17 protein-coding genes are annotated in these 16,358 nt (G+C 64.3%); 14 read left to right on the top strand and 3 right to left on the bottom strand.

Going from position 1 to position 16,358, the window contains the following annotated elements; translation table 11 throughout:
* Positions 1–48: 48 nt before the first annotated feature.
* The 8 genes from KHO27_RS00705 (at position 49) to moaE (ending at position 6,254) form a co-directional block, all read left to right on the top strand.
* On the top strand, positions 49–903 hold the full coding sequence (locus tag KHO27_RS00705) for a putative selenate ABC transporter substrate-binding protein (RefSeq protein WP_214501021.1): 855 nt from the start codon (positions 49–51) through the stop codon (positions 901–903).
* Complete coding sequence (locus KHO27_RS00710) at positions 900–1,694, top strand: phosphonate ABC transporter ATP-binding protein (protein ID WP_110700519.1); 795 nt, start codon at positions 900–902, stop codon at positions 1,692–1,694. The genes KHO27_RS00705 and KHO27_RS00710 overlap by 4 nt, the downstream gene beginning before the upstream one ends.
* Positions 1,688–2,515 (top strand): PhnE/PtxC family ABC transporter permease, encoded by an 828-nt coding sequence (locus KHO27_RS00715; RefSeq protein WP_214501022.1) that lies wholly within the window; start codon positions 1,688–1,690, stop codon positions 2,513–2,515. Before KHO27_RS00710 ends, KHO27_RS00715 begins: the two co-directional genes overlap by 7 nt.
* Complete coding sequence (phnE, locus tag KHO27_RS00720) at positions 2,512–3,279, top strand: phosphonate ABC transporter, permease protein PhnE (protein WP_110700515.1); 768 nt, start codon at positions 2,512–2,514, stop codon at positions 3,277–3,279. Before KHO27_RS00715 ends, phnE begins: the two co-directional genes overlap by 4 nt.
* Before the next feature lie 292 nt (positions 3,280–3,571).
* Positions 3,572–4,966 (top strand): PhoH family protein, encoded by a 1,395-nt coding sequence (locus tag KHO27_RS00725; protein WP_102685458.1) that lies wholly within the window; start codon positions 3,572–3,574, stop codon positions 4,964–4,966.
* Between the two features lie 123 nt (positions 4,967–5,089).
* Positions 5,090–5,560, top strand: coding sequence for a cyclic pyranopterin monophosphate synthase MoaC (gene moaC, locus KHO27_RS00730; protein WP_046857035.1), 471 nt, complete (start codon positions 5,090–5,092; stop codon positions 5,558–5,560).
* Positions 5,560–5,805 (top strand): molybdopterin converting factor subunit 1, encoded by a 246-nt coding sequence (gene moaD, locus KHO27_RS00735; RefSeq protein WP_023629385.1) that lies wholly within the window; start codon positions 5,560–5,562, stop codon positions 5,803–5,805. Before moaC ends, moaD begins: the two co-directional genes overlap by 1 nt.
* A gap of 2 nt (positions 5,806–5,807) precedes the next feature.
* A complete protein-coding gene (gene moaE, locus KHO27_RS00740) occupies positions 5,808–6,254 on the top strand; it encodes a molybdopterin synthase catalytic subunit MoaE (protein WP_139668757.1) in 447 nt (148 codons plus the stop codon).
* 124 nt (positions 6,255–6,378) lie between these two features.
* On the opposite strand, the gene rhlB is transcribed toward moaE, so the two are convergent.
* Positions 6,379–7,851 carry an ATP-dependent RNA helicase RhlB gene (rhlB, locus tag KHO27_RS00745; RefSeq protein WP_110700512.1) on the bottom strand — a complete coding sequence of 491 codons (1,473 nt, stop codon included), beginning with the start codon at positions 7,849–7,851 and terminating at the stop codon, positions 6,379–6,381.
* Positions 7,852–7,943: 92 nt separating this feature from the next.
* Positions 7,944–8,600 (bottom strand): alpha/beta hydrolase, encoded by a 657-nt coding sequence (locus KHO27_RS00750; RefSeq protein WP_110700510.1) that lies wholly within the window; start codon positions 8,598–8,600, stop codon positions 7,944–7,946.
* 335 nt (positions 8,601–8,935) lie between these two features.
* On the opposite strand from KHO27_RS00750, the gene KHO27_RS00755 reads away from it, so the two are divergent.
* From KHO27_RS00755 to KHO27_RS00770, 4 genes are all read left to right on the top strand, one after another.
* Positions 8,936–9,964, top strand: coding sequence for an amino acid ABC transporter substrate-binding protein (locus tag KHO27_RS00755; RefSeq protein WP_023629381.1), 1,029 nt, complete (start codon positions 8,936–8,938; stop codon positions 9,962–9,964).
* 67 nt (positions 9,965–10,031) lie between these two features.
* Positions 10,032–11,210 (top strand): amino acid ABC transporter permease, encoded by a 1,179-nt coding sequence (locus tag KHO27_RS00760; protein WP_110700508.1) that lies wholly within the window; start codon positions 10,032–10,034, stop codon positions 11,208–11,210.
* A 10-nt stretch (positions 11,211–11,220) separates the two neighbouring features.
* The gene (locus tag KHO27_RS00765; RefSeq protein WP_110700506.1) at positions 11,221–12,318 is read left to right on the top strand and encodes an amino acid ABC transporter permease; all 1,098 of its coding nucleotides are present in this window, start codon (positions 11,221–11,223) and stop codon (positions 12,316–12,318) included.
* Between the two features lie 10 nt (positions 12,319–12,328).
* The gene (locus KHO27_RS00770; protein ID WP_023629378.1) at positions 12,329–13,093 is read left to right on the top strand and encodes an amino acid ABC transporter ATP-binding protein; all 765 of its coding nucleotides are present in this window, start codon (positions 12,329–12,331) and stop codon (positions 13,091–13,093) included.
* 38 nt (positions 13,094–13,131) lie between these two features.
* On the opposite strand, the gene algW is transcribed toward KHO27_RS00770, so the two are convergent.
* A complete protein-coding gene (gene algW, locus KHO27_RS00775; protein WP_046857030.1) occupies positions 13,132–14,292 on the bottom strand; it encodes a Do family serine endopeptidase AlgW in 1,161 nt (386 codons plus the stop codon).
* A gap of 205 nt (positions 14,293–14,497) precedes the next feature.
* On the opposite strand from algW, the gene KHO27_RS00780 reads away from it, so the two are divergent.
* Together KHO27_RS00780 and cysD are read left to right on the top strand one after the other, a co-directional pair.
* Positions 14,498–15,256, top strand: a complete 759-nt coding sequence (locus tag KHO27_RS00780; protein WP_214501023.1) for a Nif3-like dinuclear metal center hexameric protein — start codon at positions 14,498–14,500, stop codon at positions 15,254–15,256.
* A 170-nt stretch (positions 15,257–15,426) separates the two neighbouring features.
* Positions 15,427–16,344: a sulfate adenylyltransferase subunit CysD gene (cysD, locus tag KHO27_RS00785; protein ID WP_214501024.1), complete on the top strand. Its 918-nt coding sequence runs from the start codon at positions 15,427–15,429 to the stop codon at positions 16,342–16,344.
* Positions 16,345–16,358: the final 14 nt, after the last annotated feature.

Here is a 16,358-nt window from a genome sequence, read left to right on the forward strand (position 1 = left end):
CGCGATTCGACACCGACCCATGCCCCGCTATTGAACCGGAGAACCCCCATGCTCAAACGCCCCCTGGCACTGTTTGCCGGTCTCGCGCTGTCCTGCTGCGCCGTGGTCGCCCAGGCCGCCGACGTCCTGCGCGTCAGCGCCATCCCCGATGAAGCACCGACCGAACTGCTGCGCAAGTTCGAGCCGCTGGGTGAATACCTCGAGCAGCAGTTGGGCATGAAGGTGCAGTTCGTGCCGGTCGCCGACTACCCCGCGGTGGTCGAGTCGCTGGCCAGCGATCGCCTGGACCTGGCCTGGCTGGGGGGCTTCACCTTCGTTCAAGTGCACCTGAAGGACCCGACCGCCACGCCATTGGTGCAGCGGGAGCAGGATGCCCAGTTCACCTCCAAGTTCATCACCGCCAACCCTGACGTGAAGAGCCTGGCCGACCTGAAGGGCAAGACTTTCGCCTTCGGCTCGATTTCGTCCACCTCCGGCAGCCTGATGCCGCGCTACTTCATGCTCAAGGAAGACAACATCAAGCCTGAGAGCTACTTCAGCCGCGTCGCCTATTCCGGTGCCCACGACGCCACCGTGGCCTGGGTGGCGGCGGGTAAGGTCGATGCAGGCGTACTCAACGCCAGCGTATGGCAGAAACTGGTCGATGCCGGCAAGGTCGATACCTACAAGGTCAAGGTATTCGCCACCACACCGACGTATTACGACTACAACTGGACCGTGCGCGGCAAAATGGACCCGGCGCTGAAAGAGAAGATCAAGCAAGCCTTCCTCGCCCTGGATCCGGCCAAGCCTGCGGACAAGGCGGTCCTCGACCTGCAGGCAGCCAGCCGCTTCATCGAGACCAAACCCGAGAACTACAAGGGTATCGAAGAAGCCGCACGCAAGGCCGAACTGCTCAAGTGAGTATCCGTGTTCAGGGCGCCAGCGTGCGCCATGGCCAGGTCCAGGCCTTGAGCGCGCTGGACCTGCAAATCGGCCAGGGCGAGCGGGTGGCGATCATCGGTCCGTCCGGAGCCGGCAAATCCAGCCTTCTGCACCTGATGGCCACTGCCGTGCCGCCCAGTAGCGGGCGGTTGGAGTTGTTGGGCGAGCAGCCCTGGGCACTGTCTGCCGGCGCCCGCCAGCGCTTGCGCGCACGGGTCGGCCTGGTGCACCAGGCGCCGCCCCTGCCGCCGCGCCAGCGGGTGGTCACCGCCGTGCTGGCGGGGCGCCTGGGGCAGTGGGGCACCTTGCGCGGGCTGCTCAACCTGATTCACCCCGGGGATATACCCGGTGCCCGCGCGGCACTGGCCGAGCTGGGCATGGCTGACAAGCTGTTTGCCCAGTGCGGGCAGTTGTCGGGTGGACAGTTGCAACGGGTCGGCATCGCCCGCGTCTTGTACCAGCGACCTGAAGTGCTGTTGACCGACGAGCCGGTCTCGGCCATGGACCCGGTGCTCGCCGATCACAGCCTGGCGTTGCTTAATCGTCATGCCCAGGCCCACGGCGTGACGCTGGTCGCCAGCCTGCACGCGGTGGAGCTCGCCCTCGCGCACTTTCCGCGCATCGTCGGCATTCGCGCCGGGCAGGTGGCGTTCGATTGCCCGGCGCAAGCGGTCAGCGAAGCGATGCTCGGCGCCTTGTACGCCAATGAGCAACTGACATCGCCTGTCACCGCGACGGCGAGCCTGCAGGTGCAGATCCCGCGATGCTGAGCACTGACCAGCGCGATCCTGCTGCCTTGCCTCGTTTGCTGCTGACCCTGCTGGGCCTGGCGCTGCTGTGGCCGGGCCTGCACCTGAGTGAGCTTGACCCCGGCGTGCTGTTGCAGGCCGAGAACCGTCAGCAGATGGCCGGCTTCGTCAGCGCGTTCTGGCCCCCGGCCCACGATGCCGGGTTTCTCGATTTGCTGCTCACCGCCACGGTGCAGACCCTGGCCGTGGCCACCGCAGGCATGAGCCTGGCACTGCTGCTGGCGGTACCGGCCAGCCTGCTGGCCAGCCGGGCGTTGTCGTTGCGGGCCGCTTCCAGCGCAGGGCGCCTGGGGCCATGGTCCCGGGCTGCGCGCCTGCCGGTGCGAGGCGTGCTGATTTTCCTGCGCAGCGTGCCCGAGATCGTCTGGGCACTGTTGTTCGTCCGCGCCGTGGGCCTGGGCCCGACTGCCGGTGTGCTGGCTATCGCCATCACCTACAGCGGCATGCTCGGCAAGGTCTACGCGGAGATCTTCGAGTCGGTGGACCAGCGTCCCGCCCATGCCTTGCTGCAGGCCGGCAGCAGCCGCCTGTCGGCGTTTCTCTACGGCACTCTGCCCGAGGCCGCGAGCGAAGTGGTGTCCTACACCGTGTACCGCTGGGAGTGCGCGGTGCGCGCTTCGGTGGTGATGGGCTTCGTCGGTGCCGGTGGACTGGGCCAGCAGATCGATCTGTCGATGCGCATGTTTGCCGGTGCCGAGGTGGCGAGCATGCTGCTGACTTTCCTGTTGCTGGTCGTGCTGGCCGACTTGCTCAGCCGTTTCCTGCGCGGGAGGCTCGCATGAACCGGGTGATCAATGGGCTGGTGATCGTCGCGGTCCTGGCGGCGGTGCTGGCGTCTTTTGCTTATCTGGAGCTGGACCTGGCAGCGGTCGTCGGCAGTGGCGGGCCGGCGCAGATGGGCGAATACGCGGCGCGTTTCCTGCACCCGGACCTGTCGCTGGCACACCTGCGCGCGGTAGGGCAGGGCGCCTTGGAAACACTGGCGATGTCGGGTATGGGTACGCTGCTGGCGATGCTGTTGGGCATGGTGCTGGCGTTGCCGGCCGCCGGGCGTTTTGGCTGGTCGTTGCAGGGCGCGTCGCGCCTGCTGCTCAACGCGCTGCGGGCGATTCCGGAACTGGTCTGGGCCGCGCTGACCGTGCTGGCCGCAGGCCTGGGGCCGAATGCCGGTACGCTGGCGCTGGCCCTGCACACTGCCGGGGTGCTGGGGCGGCTGTTCGCCGAGGCGCTGGAAAATGCACCGCCAGAGCCTGCGGCGGCGATCCGCTTGCAAGGTGGCAGCCAAGTGGTGGCGTTCTGTTTCGGCACGTTGCCCAATCTGTGGCCGCAACTGCTGGCGTACAGCCTCTATCGCTGGGAGAACAACATCCGCATGGCCAGCGTGCTGGGCTTCGTGGGGGCGGGCGGGCTGGGGCAGATGCTCTACGCGACCCTGAGCCTGTTCCAGGAGGCCCAGGCCAGCACGGTGATCATCGCCATGCTGGTGCTGGTGTTGCTGGTGGACGCCCTGAGCGATGTCTTGCGCCAACGTTTCGTGCGCGCCTGAGTGTAATTCGCGGCACCTGATCCCTGACTGTAGTCCTGCTCCGGGCCCACGCCAAGCCCTGTTCGTCAATCCGAAAAATAAACTTCACCTGAGCGTAAAAAGACTTTTTCCGGTCATGGTTTTTGCGGTATCAAGGAACCAGACAGCCGAACCCTGCAGCACAGGTGGCGTCATCCACGCCCTCCTTGCCAGGTGAGCTTCCCGCCCGTAACGACGCGGATACGGGGAGAACGGCAGTCACTCTGCGGCGCAGCCGTTCGCGCCGTGTGGCTTTCACATAAGGTGAACGAGTATGGATGACCAAGGACGCACCCCTTCCTCCAACCAGCCAATCCTGTATGTGCTCGATACCAACGTCCTGATTCACGACCCCAACGCCCTGCTCAACTTCGAGGAGCACCACGTCGCCATACCGATGACGGTGCTGGAGGAACTCGACAAGCTCAAGACCGGTAAACAGACCATCGCCGCCGAATGTCGCCAGGCCATCCGCCTGATCGACCAGACCCTCGGCGACGCCTCGCCCAGCGATGTCGAGCAGGGCGTGCCGATCCAGCGCGGCAAGAGCGGGCCCAAGGGCTTCCTGTCCATCCTCATGAGCACGCGCAACGAGCCCAACCGCCTGCTCCCCGAGAACCTCGCCGACAACATCATCATCAACCAGCTGCTGGACCTGCGCGCCAAGCGCAAGGACCTCGACGTGGTGCTGGTGACCAAGGACATCAACATGCGCCTGAAGGCGCGTGCCTGCGGGATCGCCGCCGAGGACTACAGCACCGACCAGTTGGTCGACGATGTGTCCTTGCTGTCCAAGGGCTACCACTCGGTCACAGGATCGTTCTGGGACCGCGTGAGCAAGGTCGACACGCGCCAGGAGCGTGGCCGTACCTGGCATCGGGTGCAGTTGACGGACAACTTGCCCGCCGTGCACGTCAACGAGTTCATCATCGACGAGCAGGGCTTCGTCGGCTGGATCAAGGGCATCCGCAACGACGAACTGCTGCTGCTCGACCTGCACCAGGAACCGCTGCTGCACCAGGAGGCCTGGGGGCTCAAACCACGGGACATCCACCAGAGCCTGGCGCTGTTCGCCTTGCTCGACCCGGATATCCACCTGGTCAACCTGACCGGCGCGGCGGGCTCGGGCAAGACCATCCTGGCGCTGGCCGCGGCCATCGAGCAGACCATGGTCAGCAAGCGTTACCGGCGCATCATCGCCACCCGCAGCGTGCAGGGGCTGGACCAGGAGATCGGCTTCCTGCCGGGTACCGAGGCGGAGAAGATGGAGCCTTGGCTGGGCGCGATCACCGACAACCTCGAAGCCTTGCACATGGATGACGAGAGCACCCACGGCAGTGTCGAGTACATCCTCGAGCGGGTGCCGCTGCAGTTCAAGTCGCTGAACTACATCCGTGGGCGCAGCTTCCAGCAGAGCCTGATCCTCATCGACGAGTGCCAGAACCTCACGCCACACCAGATCAAGACCATCATCACCCGTGCCGGGACCGGCTCGAAGGTGGTCTGCCTGGGCAACCTGGCGCAGATCGACACCCCTTACCTGTCGGCCACCAGTTCCGGGCTGACCTACCTCACCGAGCGCTTCAAGGACTTCCCCCACGGCGTTCATATCACCCTGCAGGGTGTGCCACGCTCGGTACTGGCCGAGTACGCCGAGTCGCACCTGTAACCTGTCGCCGGCCAGCCCGTTCCCACCGTGGGAGCGGGCTGGCCCCGCGATGCGCTGTTCTGCCCTCTGCTCAAAGCTGACCGGCAGGTTTACACTCTGTTATCCCTTCCCAGGAGCAGAGCAGTGCTGACTCATCTTGATTCCCAGGGGCGCGCCAACATGGTCGACGTCACTGAAAAGGCCGTGACCGCCCGCGAGGCGATTGCCGAGGCACGGGTGCGCATGTTGCCGGACACCCTGCGCATGATCGTCGATGGCCAACACCCCAAGGGTGACGTGTTCGCCGTGGCGCGCATCGCCGGCATCCAGGCGGCGAAGAAGACCAGCGACCTGATCCCGCTGTGCCATCCGCTGATGCTCACCGGCGTCAAGGTCGAGCTGGCCGCCGAGGGCGAGGACGTGGTGCACATTGTCGCCCGCTGCAAGCTGGCCGGGCAGACCGGCGTCGAAATGGAGGCGCTCACCGCCGCGAGCGTTGCCGCGCTGACGATCTACGACATGTGCAAGGCAGTGGACAAAGGCATGGTCATCGAGCAGGTGCGCCTGCTGGAGAAGACCGGTGGCAAGAGCGGGCACTACAAGGTGGAGGGGTGATGAAGGTCAAGGTCATGTATTTCGCCCGCTACCGTGAGTTGCTGGGCATCGACGCCGAGCGCCTGGAAGGTGACTTCAAGGTGCTGGACGACGTGCGCCAGGCCTTGGCGGGCAAGGGTGGGCACTACGCGGTGCTGGCCGAGCAGAACCTGATGTGTGCCCGCAACGAAGAGCTGTGCCGGCTCGATGAGCCATTGGAAGAGGGTGACGAGATCGCGTTCTTCCCACCTGTGACCGGAGGTTGACCATGGCCGTGCGCGTTCAGGAGGCGGCCTTCGACCCGGGCGCTGAAGTCAACGCCATGCACGCCGCCAATGTCGGCGTGGGCGCGGTGGTCGGGTTTGTCGGCTATGTGCGCGACTTCAACGATGGCCGGGAGGTGGCGGGGATGTTCCTCGAGCACTATCCGGGCATGACCGAGAAGGCCCTGGCCAAGATCGTGGTCGAGGCCGAAGGGCGCTGGCCGCTGCTCAAGGTCGAGGTACTGCACCGAATCGGCGCCCTGGAACCGGGCGAGCCGATTGTCTTTGTCGGCGTGGCCAGCGCGCATCGGCAGGCGGCGTTCGATGCCTGCAACTTCATCATGGACTACCTGAAGACCCGGGCGCCGTTCTGGAAGAAGGAGAATACCCAGGAAGGACCGCGCTGGGTGGAAGGCAAGCAGAGCGACCAGGATGCGGCAGGGCGCTGGTGATGCTCTATTCGCTGGCCGGGGCTGCGCCCCGGATCGCCGGCAAGCCGGCTCCCACAGGAGCGCGTATCTCTGTGGGAGCCGGCTTGCCGGCGATAGGGCAGCGTAGCGGCCCCGATCCAGCCATTCAGTGATGCTTGCGCGGCACGGGCTTCAACAGCTCGTCCGGCGGCATCTCGCACTTGATCTTGCGCCCCAGCAACTCTTCGATCGCCGGCAACTGGTACGAATCGTCCTCGCCGGCAAAACTGATCGACACGCCGCTGGTGCCGGCGCGACCGGTGCGGCCGATGCGGTGCACGTAGTCGTCCGGGTCTTCCGGCAGGGTGAAGTTGATCACATGGCTGATGCCGTCGATGTGGATGCCACGGCCGGCCACGTCGGTGGCGACCAGCACGGTGATGCGCCCTTCACGGAAGCTCTCCAGGGTGCGGATACGCTTGTGCTGCGGCACGTCGCCCGAGAGCTGGGCGGCGTTGATGCCGTCACGCACCAGCTTTTCCTCGATGCGCCGCACCTCGTCCTTACGGTTGGCGAACACCATCACCCGTTCCCACTTGTTCTGCGTGACCAGGTTGTACAGCAGCTTGTACTTGTCGCTGCCGGCCACGGCGTAGACGTGCTGTTCGACGGTTTCGCTGGCGACGTTCTCCGGCTCGATCTCGACGATGGCCGGGTTGGTGGTCCACTGCTTGGCCAGGTTCATCACATCGTCGGTGAAGGTGGCGGAGAACAGCAGGGTCTGGCGCTCGCTCTTGGGCGGGGTCTGGCGGATGATCTGGCGGACCTGGGGGATGAAGCCCATGTCGAGCATGCGGTCGGCCTCGTCCAGCACCATTACCTCGACCATGTCCAGGTGCACCTCGCCGCGCTGGTTGAAGTCCAGCAGGCGGCCCGGGGTGGCTACCAGGATGTCGCAATGGCGCGCTTCCAGCGACTTGAGCTGCTTGTCGAAGTCCATGCCGCCGACAAAGCTCATCACGTTCAGGCCGGTGTACTTGGTCAGTGCCTGGGCATCCTTGGCGATCTGCACCACCAGCTCGCGGGTCGGGGCGATGATCAGCGCCCGCGGCTCGCCCATGTAGCGTTCCTTGGGCGGTGGGGTCTGCTGCAGCTGCGAGATGATCGAGATCAGGAACGCGGCGGTCTTGCCGGTGCCGGTCTGGGCCCGGCCGATAGCGTCCTGGCCGCGCAGGGTGTAACCCAGGACCTGGGCCTGGATCGGCGTGCAATAGGGGAAGCCGAGGTCGTGGATGGCATGCATCAGCTCATTGGAGAGCTTGAAATCGTGGAAACGCGTCTTGCCTTCCTGCGGCTCGACCACGAAGTCCTCGGGCTTCCACAGGCTGGCCTGGGGTTTGGGCTTGCGTTCGCGACGTGGTTTGTCCTTGGCGGGCGACTCGGCGCGCGGCGGTTGGGCGACCTGGACGGCGGCTTGTGGCTCGGCCTTGGCCTTGGGCGCAGGCTTTGGCCTGGGTTTGCCGACCTGGCGCTCTGGCGCCTGGGCGGCGGCCGGCTGAGGAGCCGGCTCGGGTTGGGACGCGGCGATGGGCGGTGCGGCGTCACCTTTGGCGAATATTTTCTTGAGTGCCTTGAGCACGGTCGTCTCGTCAACTGGTTAAGGAATGTACGCCGGGCAGTGTAATGCAAGAATCGGGCGCGGCGTAGTGCAATGCGGGCTGGGCTACAGAATCACTGCAACTGGCGGCTCAGCCAGTCGTGGATGTCCGTCAGTTCCTCGACCACCACTTCGTGCTCCATCGGGTACTCATGCCACTGGGCGGCCACACCCCAGGTATTGAGGTACTCGAACGCCGTGCGGCCCATCGAGGGGATCACCACCGGGTCGTGCACACCGTGCAGGCACAAAGCCGGCGTGCGCTGCTGGCAGGCGCTCAACTGCTGGGCGTCGCTGAAGGTTGGCGCGTAGGTGGAGAGGGCGATGACCCCGCCCAACGCTTCCTGCCACTTTATATAGGCAGTGTGCAGCACCACCGCACCACCCTGGGAAAACCCGGCGAGGAAGATGCGCGACAAGTTGATGCCCTTGGCCTGTTCGGCCTTGATAAGGGCGATCACTTGGTCGGCCGACTCTTCCAGTTGCGCTTCGTCGATGGCTCGCGCCGGGGTCATGGCCTTGATGTCGTACCAGCTGGGCATCTGGTAGCCGCCGTTGATGGTTACCGGGCGCGTCGGCGCCTGGGGCATGATGAAACGGGTGCTGAGCAGGCGTTCCTGCATGAATTCCGCTACCGGTAGGAAGTCGTAACGGTCGGCCCCCAGGCCGTGCAACCAGATCACACAGGCGTCGGCGGTTTTCTGCGGTTCGAGAATCAGCGGTTGGGTCATGACTGCTCCGAAAGAGTGCTGGCGTACTGATGTAGTGCGTAAAAAGAAGGCATTGGCGGTTAATGCCAGAAAAAGATGTCGCAACTCTACAACTTTTCCTACTTGACTACCGCTTTATCGCTTAAGCCGTGGACTGTGGTACGCCCTTTGCTATGTCCTTGTCATGCGAAGAGGTGGGCCGGTCCCGGTAACACCCCTCGTGTGGATCGAAGGCTGTCATAGAACAGCCCATTGCGCCAATTGACCCAAAAACAAGCCAACAAGGGGTCGGATGCGCCTCATAAGGGTGCGGTGCAATTCCGGCTCATACAACAAGAGCGATTTGGAGGTTGTTGATGAAGATGTTGAAAACCACCCTGGCAGTCCTGACCGCCGCCGCCGCGCTGGGCGCCACCAGCTTCGCCCAGGCCGGCGCCACCCTCGACGCGGTGAAGAAGAAGGGCTTCGTCCAGTGTGGCGTGAGCGATGGTCTTCCCGGCTTCTCCGTGCCTGACGCACAGGGCAAGATCGTCGGCATCGACGCCGATGTGTGCCGCGCCGTGGCTGCCGCCGTGTTCGGCGATGCGACCAAGGTCAAGTTCAGCCAGCTCAACGCCAAGGAGCGCTTCACCGCGCTGCAGTCCGGCGAAGTCGACGTGCTGTCGCGCAACACCACCTGGACCAGCTCGCGCGATGCCGGCATGGGCCTGGTGTTCGCCGGTGTCACCTACTACGACGGCGTCGGTTTCCTCGCCAACAAGAAGCTCGGTGTTTCCAGCGCCAAGGAGCTCGACGGCGCGACCATCTGTATCCAGGCCGGCACCACTACCGAACTGAACGTCTCCGACTACTTCCGTGCCAATGGCTTGAAGTACACCCCGATCACCTTCGACACCTCCGACGAGAGCGCCAAGTCGCTGGAGTCCGGCCGTTGCGACGTGCTGACCTCGGACAAGTCGCAGCTGTTCGCCCAGCGCTCCAAGCTGGCCGCGCCGACCGAGTACGTGGTGCTGCCGGAAACCATCTCCAAGGAGCCCCTGGGCCCCGTCGTGCGCAAGGGCGACGAGGAATGGTTCAGCATCGTCAAGTGGACCCTGTTCGCCATGCTCAACGCGGAAGAAGCAGGGGTCACTTCGAAGAACGTCGAGGCCGAGGCCAAGTCCACCAAGAACCCTGACGTCGCGCGCCTGCTGGGCGCCGATGGCGAGTACGGCAAGGACCTCAAGCTGCCCAAGGACTGGGTAGTGCAGATCGTCAAGCAAGTCGGCAACTATGGCGAAGTGTTCGAGAAGAACCTGGGCCAGAGCACCGACCTGAAGATCGACCGTGGCATGAATGCCCTGTGGAACAACGGCGGCATCCAGTACGCGCCACCTGTGCGCTGATGGCTGCACCCCGCGGCGGCATCCTGCCGTCGCGGGTCGTTCGAATCCCTTCTTTTCGGGGCACTTCATGCAAAATCAAATCGGCGCACGGAAAGGGTTTTCCCTTAGTGATCCACGTGTGCGCGCGTGGCTGTTCCAGATCCTCACGGTGGTCTTCGTGGTGGGCCTGGGCTGGTACCTGTTCCATAACACCCAGACCAACCTGCAGCACCGGGGCATCACCTCGGGCTTCGACTTCCTCGAGCGCAGTGCCGGCTTCGGCATCGCCCAGCACCTGATCCCCTACGTGGAATCGGACAGCTACGCCCGGGTGTTCGTCATCGGCCTGCTCAACACCCTGCTGGTGACCTTCATCGGCATCATCCTGGCTACCTTGCTGGGCTTCATCATCGGCGTGGCGCGGCTGTCGCCGAACTGGATGATCAGCAAGCTGGCGACGGTGTACGTGGAGACCTTCCGCAATATCCCACCGCTGTTGCAGATCCTGTTCTGGTACTTCGCCGTGTTCCTGACCCTGCCGGGGCCGCGGGGCAGCATCAATATCGACGACACCTTCTTCATCAGCAACCGTGGCCTGAACATGCCCGGCGCCGCCATGGCCGAGGGCTTCTGGCCGTTCGTGATCGCATTGGTGCTGGCGATCGTCGCCATCGTGTTGATGGTGCGCCTGGCCAACAAGCGTTTCGATGAAACCGGCCAGCCGTTCCACAAGTTCTGGGTGGGCCTGCTGCTGCTGATCGGCATCCCCGGTGTGTGCGCGTTGCTGTTCGGCAGCCCGGTGCACTGGGAAGTGCCGCAGCTCAAGGGCTTCAACTTCGTCGGCGGTTGGGTGCTGATCCCCGAGCTGCTGGCGCTGACCCTGGCGCTGACCATCTACACCGCAGCGTTCATCGCCGAGATCGTGCGCTCGGGTATCCGTTCGGTCAGCCACGGCCAGACCGAGGCGGCCCGTTCACTGGGCCTGCGCGAAGGCCCGACGCTGCGCAAGGTGATCATCCCCCAGGCGTTGCGGGTGATCATCCCGCCGCTGACCAGCCAGTACCTGAACCTGGCGAAGAACTCGTCGCTGGCTGCCGGCATCGGCTACCCGGAGATGGTCTCGCTGTTCGCCGGTACCGTGCTCAACCAGACCGGCCAGGCCATCGAGGTGATCGCCATCACCATGAGCGTCTATCTCGCCATCAGCATCAGCATTTCGCTGTTGATGAACTGGTACAACAAGCGCATTGCGCTGATCGAACGGTGAGGGTCCTTCCGTGACAGCCCATGTTTTCAAACCCGACATGCCGCCACCGGTGAAGACCGTTGGCGTGCTCGCCTGGATGCGGGCCAACCTGTTCTCCAGCTGGCTCAACACCTTGCTGACGCTGTTCGCCCTGTACCTGGTATGGCTGATCGTGCCGCCGCTGGTGCAGTGGGCGTTCATCGACGCCAACTGGGTCGGCACCACCCGCGCCGACTGCACCAAGGAGGGGGCCTGCTGGGTGTTCATCCAGCAGCGCTTCGGCCAGTTCATGTACGGCTATTACCCGACGGAACTGCGCTGGCGCGTCGACCTGACCGTGTGGCTCGCCGTGCTCGGCGCGGCCCCGCTGTTCATCAAGCGCTTCCCGCGCAAGGCTGTGTATGGCCTGGGCTTCCTGGTGGTGTACCCGATCCTGGCCTACATCCTGCTGCACGGTGGCACGCTAGGGCTGGACACCGTGCCCACCAGCCAATGGGGCGGCCTGATGTTGACCCTGGTGATCGCCACGGTCGGTATTGTCGGCGCGTTGCCACTGGGCATCCTGCTGGCGCTGGGGCGGCGCTCGAACATGCCGGCGGTGAAGGTGGTCTGCGTGACCTTCATCGAGTTCTGGCGCGGCGTGCCACTGATCACCGTACTGTTCATGTCCTCGGTGATGTTGCCGCTGTTCCTGCCCGAAGGCATGAGCTTCGACAAGCTGCTGCGGGCGATGATTGGCGTGATCCTGTTCCAGTCGGCGTACATCGCCGAGGTGGTGCGCGGTGGCCTGCAGGCCATCCCCAAGGGCCAGTACGAAGCCGCCGCGGCCATGGGCCTGGGCTACTGGCGGGCGATGGGCCTGGTGATCCTGCCCCAGGCGCTCAAGCTGGTGATCCCCGGCATCGTCAACACCTTCATTGCCCTGTTCAAGGACACCAGCCTGGTGATCATCATCGGCCTGTTCGACTTGCTCAACAGCGTCAAGCAGGCCGCAGCCGACCCGGCCTGGCTGGGCATGGCGACCGAGGGCTATGTGTTCGCCGCCCTGGTGTTCTGGATTTTCTGTTTCGGTATGTCCCGCTACTCCATGCATCTGGAGCGCAAGCTGGACACTGGCCACAAGCGTTAGGAGTTTCGAAATGAGTGAAGCGATCAAGCAGCCTGCCGGCCCCGAAGGCATCATCCAGATGCAGGGCGTGAACAAGTGGTACGGCCAGTTCCATGTGCTCAAGGACATCAACCTGAACGTGCGCCAGGGCGAGCGTATCGTGCTGTGCGGGCCGTCGGGCTCGGGCAAGTCGACCACCATCCGCTGCCTCAACCGGCTGGAAGAGCACCAGCAGGGGCGTATTGTCGTCGACGGCGTCGAGCTGACCAACGACCTCAAGCAGATCGAGGCGATCCGCCGCGAGGTGGGCATGGTGTTCCAGCACTTCAACCTGTTCCCGCACCTGACCATCCTCGAGAACTGCACCCTGGCGCCCATGTGGGTGCGCAAGCTGCCGCGGCGCAAGGCAGAGGAAATCGCCATGCACTTCCTCGAGCGCGTGCGCATTCCGGAGCAGGCGCACAAGTACCCCGGGCAGTTGTCCGGCGGTCAGCAGCAGCGGGTGGCGATTGCCCGGGCGCTGTGCATGAAGCCGAAGATCATGCTGTTCGACGAACCGACTTCGGCGCTGGACCCGGAGATGGTCAAGGAGGTGCTCGACACCATGGTCAGCCTGGCCGAGGATGGCATGACCATGCTCTGCGTGACCCACGAGATGGGCTTTGCCCGCACCGTGGCGAACCGGGTGATCTTCATGGACAAGGGGGAGATCGTCGAGCAGGCGGCGCCGGACGACTTCTTCGACCGGCCGCGCAGTGACCGGACCAGGCTGTTCCTCAGCCAGATCCTGCATTGATGTACCAGGGGCCGCCCAACGGCCCCACTCCTGTAGCCTTACTTCTCTTCTTTTGCGGCCACCGGCGCTGGTGGTGGCCGCAACCCCACCTCGGCCACCAGCTTGAGCTGCTGACCATTGCGCATCACCTCGATGGTGATCTTCTCGTTGGGCTTGATCCGCGCCACCTGGTTCATCGACTTGCGCCCGTCGCCGGCCGGCTCGCCATTGATGCTCAGGATCACGTCACCCAGTTGCAGGCCGGCACGCGCCGCCGGGCCATCGCGGAAGATCCCCGCCACGACGATACCGGGGCGGCCCTGCATGCCGAACGAGTCGGCCAGCTCCTGGCTCAACGGCTGCACTTCGATGCCCAGCCAGCCACGGATCACCTGGCCATGCTCGACGATCGACTTCATCACCTCCAGCGCCAGCTTGACCGGGATGGCGAAGCCGATGCCCTGGGAGCCGCCGGACTTGGAGAAGATCGCGGTATTGATGCCCACCAGGTTGCCGTTGGCATCCACCAGCGCACCGCCGGAGTTGCCCGGGTTGATCGCAGCGTCGGTCTGGATGAAGTCTTCGTAGTTGTTGAGGCCCAGCTGGTTGCGGCCGGTGGCGCTGATGATGCCCATGGTCACGGTCTGGCCGACACCAAAGGGGTTGCCGATGGCCAGGGTCACGTCACCGATATGGATGCTGTCGGAGCGGCCGATGGTGATCGCCGGCAGGCTCTTGAGGTCGATCTTCAGTACTGCCAGGTCGGTTTCCGGGTCGCTGCCGATCACCCGGGCGAGGGTCTCGCGGCCATCCTTGAGGGCCACGACGATCTGGTCGGCGCCGCTGGTGACGTGGTTGTTGGTCAGCAGGTAGCCTTCCGGGCTCATGATTACCGCCGAGCCGAGGCTCGACTCCCAACGCCGCTGCTTGGGCAGGTTGTCGCCGAAGAAGCGGCGGAACTGCGGGTCCTCGAACAGCGGGTGCGCGCTCTTGTTCACCACCTTGGTGGTATAGAGATTGACCACTGCGGGCGCGGCCAGGGTCACGGCATCGGCATAGGAGACCGGCCCCTGCATGAGCTTGGTGGTTTGTGGGGCTTGTTGCAGGTTGACGTCCTGGCTGGGCAGGCCGACCCATTCGGGGAAGCGCTGGATGACCAGCATGGCGATCAGCACACCGGTGAGCAGGGGCCAGCCGAAGTAACGCAGAGCCTTGAGCATGAATCGATCCTGGGAGTGGGACGGGGGCCGTGTCTATGGGCCCGGGGCGCGAGCGGGCGCGATCATACACCTGAAGATACCGAACGGCGATGGCCGGACACCCCGAGCGCCTGCCGGCGGTTTCCCCCACGCCGGCGACGGCCCATAATGGCGGCCATTATAGGGCCTGACGCCCGTCGCAATGCCGAATTCGAGGAGATTTTTCATGGCCGTCGCCCTCAATATCCTGGTCGAGGAAGCCGAGCGCTACCTGGCCAGCGCCAGGATCCAGGATTACTGCCCCAACGGCCTGCAGGTCGAAGGCTGTCCCCAGGTCAGCCGCATCGTCAGCGGCGTGACCGCCAGCCAGGCGCTGCTGGACGCCGCGGTCGAGGCCGAGGCCGACCTGGTGCTGGTGCACCATGGCTATTTCTGGAAGGGCGAAAACCCCTGCATCACTGGTATCAAGCAGCGACGCTTGAAGACCCTGCTCAAGCACGACATCAGCCTGCTGGCCTTCCACCTGCCGCTGGACGTGCACCCGGAGGTGGGCAACAACGTGCAGCTGGCGCGCCAGCTGGACATCACCGTCGAAGGTCCGTTGGACCCCAACAATCCCAAGGTGGTGGGCCTGGTCGGCTCGCTGGCCGAAGCGGTATCGGCGCGGGATTTCGCCCGCCGTGTGCAGGAGGCGCTGGGGCGTGAGCCGCTGCTCATCGAGGGTGAGCAGACGATCCGCCGGGTTGGCTGGTGCACCGGGGGCGGGCAGGGCTACATCGACACCGCCATCGCCGCCGGGGTCGATCTGTTCATCAGTGGCGAGGCGTCGGAGCAGACCTTCCACAGTGCCCGCGAGAACGGCGTCAGCTTCATCGCCGCCGGCCACCACGCCACGGAGCGTTATGGCGTGCAGGCGCTGGGCGATTACCTGGCGCGTCGCTTTGCCCTGGAGCACCTGTTCATCGATTGCCCGAATCCGATCTGACGGCCGCATCGCGGGCGTGCCCCGCGATGCTTTTTTGCCCAAACCCCCAGTCATATCATTAGACCTTTTCGATCTAGCCGCCCGCCTAAATAGAATCAGGTGCTGTGATAAAGTGGCTCGCTCGAACACGGCCCGCAGGCCGTCCATAAGATCGTTTTTCGTGAGTAGCCATGGTCGACAATCTGACGCACTTGAAACAGCTGGAGGCGGAGAGCATCCACATCATCCGCGAGGTGGCCGCCGGGTTCGACAACCCGGTGATGCTGTACTCGATCGGCAAGGATTCCGCGGTCATGCTGCACCTGGCGCGCAAGGCGTTCTTCCCGGGCAAGCTGCCGTTCCCGGTGATGCACGTCGACACCCAGTGGAAGTTCCAGGAGATGTACCGCTTCCGCGACAAGATGGTCGAAGAGATGGGCCTGGAGCTGATCACCCACGTCAACCCCGAGGGTGTGGCCCAGGGTATCAACCCGTTCACCCATGGCAGTTCCAAGCACACCGATATCATGAAGACCCAGGGCCTGAAGCAGGCGCTGGACAAGCACGGCTTCGACGCCGCCTTCGGTGGCGCGCGCCGCGACGAAGAGAAGTCGCGGGCCAAGGAACGCGTCTACTCGTTCCGTGACAGCAAGCACCGCTGGGACCCGAAGAACCAGCGCCCAGAGCTGTGGAACATCTACAACGGCAAGGTCAACAAGGGCGAGTCGATCCGCGTGTTCCCGCTGTCGAACTGGACCGAGCTGGACATCTGGCAGTACATCTACCTCGAAGGCATCCCGATCGTGCCGCTGTACTTCGCCGCCGAGCGTGAAGTGATCGAGAAGAACGGCACCCTGATCATGATCGACGACGAGCGCATCCTCGAGCACCTCTCCGAGGAAGAGAAGGCGCGCATCGTCAAGAAGAAAGTGCGTTTCCGTACCCTGGGCTGCTACCCGCTGACGGGCGCGGTCGAGTCTGAAGCCGAGACCCTGACGGACATCATCCAGGAAATGCTCCTGACCCGAACGTCCGAGCGCCAGGGCCGCGTCATCGACCACGATGGCGCCGGTTCCATGGAAGACAAAAAACGCCAAGGCTACTTCTAATTTCAGGGTTTCCT

It is taken from the genome of Pseudomonas sp. RC3H12, from assembly GCF_018596375.1.
Classification (GTDB): Bacteria; Pseudomonadota; Gammaproteobacteria; order Pseudomonadales; family Pseudomonadaceae; genus Aquipseudomonas.